Genomic DNA, 5,035 nt, shown 5'->3' on the forward strand with positions numbered 1-5,035 from the left:
ATTAAATTATATTTATTATAAACAGAACATCTTGTCCTTTATAGGCCTAAAATACATTCGCATTCTTCCCTTATACTTCTTTATTCTGTCCCAAAACAAAAGTAAAACAAAAAATGCTCTGACTGCACCTATGGGCGCGGTCAGAGCACGACTCTTCTAAATCCTTATTTATACGATACAACCTGTACGCCTTCTTCGGCAATAATTGCCTGAAGGTGCTTCATGTTCTCTTCTGTCGGGGCATGAAAGGTATCTCCCTGGTACGGCAGCCCCAGCTGGGCATATTTATCTGCACCATAGGCATGATACGGCAGAAGTTCCATCATAGGCGCCTCCTGTGAAGAGGCGACGAACCGGGCTGTTGCGCGTATATTTCCCTCACTGTCATTGATTCCGGACACGACAGGAACACGGATGACAATGGGCTTGCGCCACTTGCCGACAGCTGCAATATTATGCAGAATAGGAGCATTGCTGACGCCAGTAACGCGCCGATGTGCTTCCTCATCCATGACCTTAATATCCATGAACAGAAAATCCAGTTTTTTCAGCGTCGGCGCCAGGACAGAAAGATCAAAATATCCGCTCGTCTCTATGGCCTGGTGAAGGCCCAGATCATATACAGCATCGACAAGCTCTGCCAGAAACTCCGGCTGCTGCGTACATTCGCCGCCGGAATAGGTCACGCCGCCGCCGGAACGGTGAAATACGGAAATCTGCGGTTCCAGCTGCTGCAGAATCTCCGTCACCGTATATTCCGTCACCGTATTGCGCCGGGCACCGGCCAGACAGACGGGCACGCAGTCCCCGCAGCCGATACAGCGCTGGCGGTCACCGGGCTCCTGGAAATTCCAGCTCACGCCATGCGGACAGACTTCGGTGCAGCGTCCGCACGCTATGCACCGCGATGATGCATAGAGAATACGGTTCCGCGGCACCAATCCTTCGGGATTAGCACACCACCGGCAGCGCAGAGGGCATCCGGCAAAAAAGATCGTCGTCCGGATACCGTCTCCATCGTTGACGGAATAATGCTGCAGCTGAAGAATCCGGCCTTTAGATGCCATCGTGAGCGCTCCGGCGGATAATGGAGTCCTGCAGCGTCTTGGAAAGATGAACAAACTGCGTACTGTATCCGGCTACGCGCACGAGAAGATCCTTATACTGTTCCGGATGAGCCTGTGCATCGAGGAGCGTCTTCGTTGACAGCGTATTGAACTGTACGTGGAATGCTCCCTGGTCAAAGAAGGACTGTACCATAGCAGCCAGATTGCTCCGGCCCCGCTTGGTGCTGACCAGATCGTGACTGAGCCGCATGTTGAGCAGCGTACCTCCGGAATGAATATCCTGATTCATTTTTGCACACGAATTCATGGCCGCAATAGGCGTAGATGTATCCGTACCGGCTACAGGCGATACGCCTTCGGAAATAGGCTCGCCGGCTTTGCGTCCGCACGCCGTCGCACCGATAACCCGGCCAGTGGGAATGAAGTTGGAAATCCCCATAAATGCGCTGGTAAAGGGACTTCCGTATATATCCGTATACTGATGCGTTTGTTCATAAAAATGGTTGGCAATGCGCTGGGCAATATCATCGACAAAATCGTCGTCATTTCCGTATTTGGGCGCATTCTGAGCCTGACGGCGCAGTTTTTCATAGCCTTCCCAGTTCTTGTCCATCGCATCGAGAATATCTTCCATAGTGCAGACCTTATCTTCAAAGACGAGTTTTTTAATGGCTGCCAGGCTGTTTGCCGATTCGGCCAGTCCAATACCGGTAAGAACAGGGCCAACATTGTATTTTGCACCGCCGTCTACCAGATCCTTGCCGCTTTCCAGGCAGTCTTCAAAGAGAGCCGAGAAATAAGGCCGGGGAATCATTTCCTTCTGCAGCTTCTGGGCAATGAGCGTACCTGTAACCGAAATATCGATAAGGTTGTCAAACTGTTCCATAAAGGCATGCTCTACATCTTCATAGGAGGAGAATTTCCGATCCTCATGAATGGGCAGCCCCATCTGCTTACCTGTCAGACGGCTCTTGCCGCCGTTAGTTGCGTATTCAAAGGCGCCGCTGAAATTGACGTTAACCGTACTGGTCCATTCAAAGGTCTTGCGGAAATGGGGAACGACGCAGCCGCAGTTGTTCCAGTCCCGGGCATCTTCCGTATCGTAGCCGAGGTTTTTCAGCATCTGATAACCGGTCTTATCGCTGTGAATGGCCGGGAAGCCCGTCCCCTGCGCTACCAGTTCCATGACGGCATCGACAAAGGCCCGCGGACTCTGCTGGGAAATGCGCACAGACAGGCCGGGCTGATGGGTCTTGACTTCTGCCGTCGCTTTCAGAGCCAGGTAACTCAGCTCATTCGTAGCATCTTTGCCATGGCGGTCGCTGCCGCCGACTGTCAGATTCTGGAACTGATTGTATCCGGCAAAGAAATCCGCCGTATTGGCCGAAATCGTCCATACCCATTCAGACAGTTTCAGCCAGTAGCATTCGATTAATTCCAGAATGCCGTCGTCATCATGAAGGTCGTGTGCTTTATCATACTGGTAAAAAGGATACATGTACTGATCAAACCGGCCCGGATTCAGGGACAGGGGATTTTCCATGAGAATACCGCCCAGCTGATAGAACCAGATCATCTGCAGAGCTTCCTGGAATGTCTGCGGCGGCAGTTCCGGAACACGTCGGCAAATCGAAGCGATCTGTTCCAGTTCCGCTTTGCGGATGCTGTCAACTTCTGCGGCTGCCATGGCTTCCGCCGTATCAGCATACCGATGAGCCAGCGTAATCATGCCTTCCCCGCACAGAATAACAGACTGATAAAATTCCATTTTTTTCAAATCACCAGGGCGGGATAATTTCAATGCAGCCATTTTTTCCTGGCACGTGGCAATAATGCCGCGGAACCCTTTTTTCAGCAGTACATCCTGATAATCCGGCGTAATTTCGCCAACAGACTGACGCCATTTGGAGTCAATATCGACGATGCCCGTATCGACGGCAACTTTTGCCGTTTCAGCCGGTATCTGGCTGAGATAGGCTTCTTCCAGAGATTTTCCTTTCCAGTATGGGAAAATATTTTTGCGGACATAAGCTCGCTGTTCATCGGTCATTTCATAGGGATCCTGCACACGATCCGAGAAGTGATCCATTTCCCGGTCTACCCAGGTCCAGGAAAATTCCGGCGTCAAAATACCGCACTTGCGGAATTCACCGACAGCACCGACGATGAGTTCACCGGGAAAAATAGTGACGACGAGCTGTTCACACACATCCTTAAAGGCCTGAGCACGGCGCATAATGGCGCTCTGCCCTTCCGTCTTCTTATATGACTCCGTCCAGATGCGGGCCCGGTCATAGGAAATAGCCGGTTTATTATTTACATATTCATCTTTTGCTTTCTGAATTCGTGCTGTCAACATGGAAAACCGCCTCCTCAATGCTTATACCTTTTGTGCGTTATAAAGCACATCTGATTTGACCTCACTATATCACGTACCAATACAACTGTCAATACTAATTTACGTTATTGCGCACAAGGTAATAAAAAGACTGGAAATATCCCGGTCAGGGCATAAAAAACGAACCGCCCGGCATAGTACCAAAGCGGTTCGCTCCTATATGCTGTGCGAAGAAGGAGTAATTCGCACGGATATACTTATCGTTTATTGCTGTAACGCCAGATATTCATGTCTTCTGCAGCCTGAATGAGTGCTTCCCGGAACTGGGGATGGGCGATGCTGATGAGCTTTTCCGCCCGTTCCCACGTAGACGCACCCATGAGGTTGACCATGCCGTATTCCGTAGCTACCCAATGGACCTGGGTCCGCGGATCGGTCACGATCGTTCCGTTCAGCAAAGTCGGCTTAATGCGCGATTCGTCGCGGCCCGTCTTTTTATTGTGGAACGTCGAGCGCAGGGCAATAATGCTCCGTCCGCCCTTTGAACGATAGGCCCCATCGGCAAAGTCGAGCTGACCGCCGCTGCCGCTGATGTGATGAATGCCAGAAGACTCTGACGAAACCTGGCCGAACAAATCGATATCGACGCAGTTATTGATGGAAATAAAGTTATCCAGCTGGGAAATGACAAAGGGATCGTTGACGTAATCAACAGGATAAGCCGCCAGATAGGGATTGTCATCAATCCAGTCATACATATCCTGCGAGCCCAGGGCAAAGGCCCATACCGCTTTGTCCCGGTCAATGGCTTTCTGCGTATTCGTCAGCCGGCCTTTCTGATACATGAGATAAAAGGCATCAACGAGCATTTCCGTATGCATGCCCAGGTCTTTCAGATCGGACTCGGCAATCATGGCCCCCACCGTATTGGGCAGGCCGCCGACACCGAGCTGCAGCGTCGCACCGTTGGGAATCGTCGCCACAATCATTTCAGCAATTTTCGTATCAATGTCATCGCCCGTCTTAAAGGGAATGGTCGGCATGGGAATGGTGCCGGCTTCTACAACAGCATCTACATCGGAAATATGAATGTGTTCGCCCCGGCCGCCCAGAGCACGCGGCATGGCTTCATTCACTTCGACAATGACTTTTTTCGCTTTCTTCGTAATAGCTTCATTGGCCGATATATTCAGGCCAAAATTAAAGAATCCGTTTTTATCCATAGGCGCCACCGTAATCATGGCCACGTCTACATCGAGAATGTTGCGATACATAGACGGCTTATTGCGGTAACACATGGGGATGAAATTCATGAGTCCTTTGGCGCACAGTTTGCGGTCATAGCCGCTCATGTGCCAGTTCATAGCCGTAAAAGTCTCCCGCTGCGGATCGACTTCTGCAATCTGGCGGGGTGCAAAGGAAAAGGCCATGCGCACTTTTACGTCCTGCAGTTCTTCCTTACGGGCCGCCAGGGCTTCATCCAACAAAATCGGCTGCGACGTAGCCATGCCGTAGTCTACCCAATCTCCAGAATGGATCAGCTTGACTGCTTCCTCCGGCGTTGTCAGTTTCTGGCGGTACATATCACTCCATTGAGACATTCGTAAGTCACCATACCTTTCGCACAATC

General features: G+C 51.0%; 3 protein-coding genes. All 3 read right to left on the reverse strand.

Annotated features, from left to right (window positions below; translation table 11 throughout):
- Nucleotides 1-164 precede the first annotated feature (164 nt).
- A complete protein-coding gene (locus tag Q3886_RS08215) occupies nucleotides 165-1,067 on the reverse strand; it encodes a glycyl-radical enzyme activating protein (protein ID WP_301860873.1) in 903 nt (300 codons plus the stop codon).
- Nucleotides 1,057-3,426, reverse strand: a complete 2,370-nt coding sequence (locus Q3886_RS08220) for a pyruvate formate lyase family protein (protein WP_301860876.1) — start codon at nucleotides 3,424-3,426, stop codon at nucleotides 1,057-1,059. Before Q3886_RS08220 ends, Q3886_RS08215 begins: the two co-directional genes overlap by 11 nt.
- Nucleotides 3,427-3,662: 236 nt before the next feature.
- Nucleotides 3,663-5,035: acetyl-CoA hydrolase/transferase family protein (locus tag Q3886_RS08225; RefSeq protein ID WP_367881562.1), on the reverse strand; the 1,373-nt coding region annotated here is incomplete at its 5' end.

It is taken from the genome of uncultured Megasphaera sp., from assembly GCF_958350005.1.
In the GTDB taxonomy this organism is placed as follows: domain Bacteria; phylum Bacillota; class Negativicutes; order Veillonellales; family Megasphaeraceae; genus Megasphaera.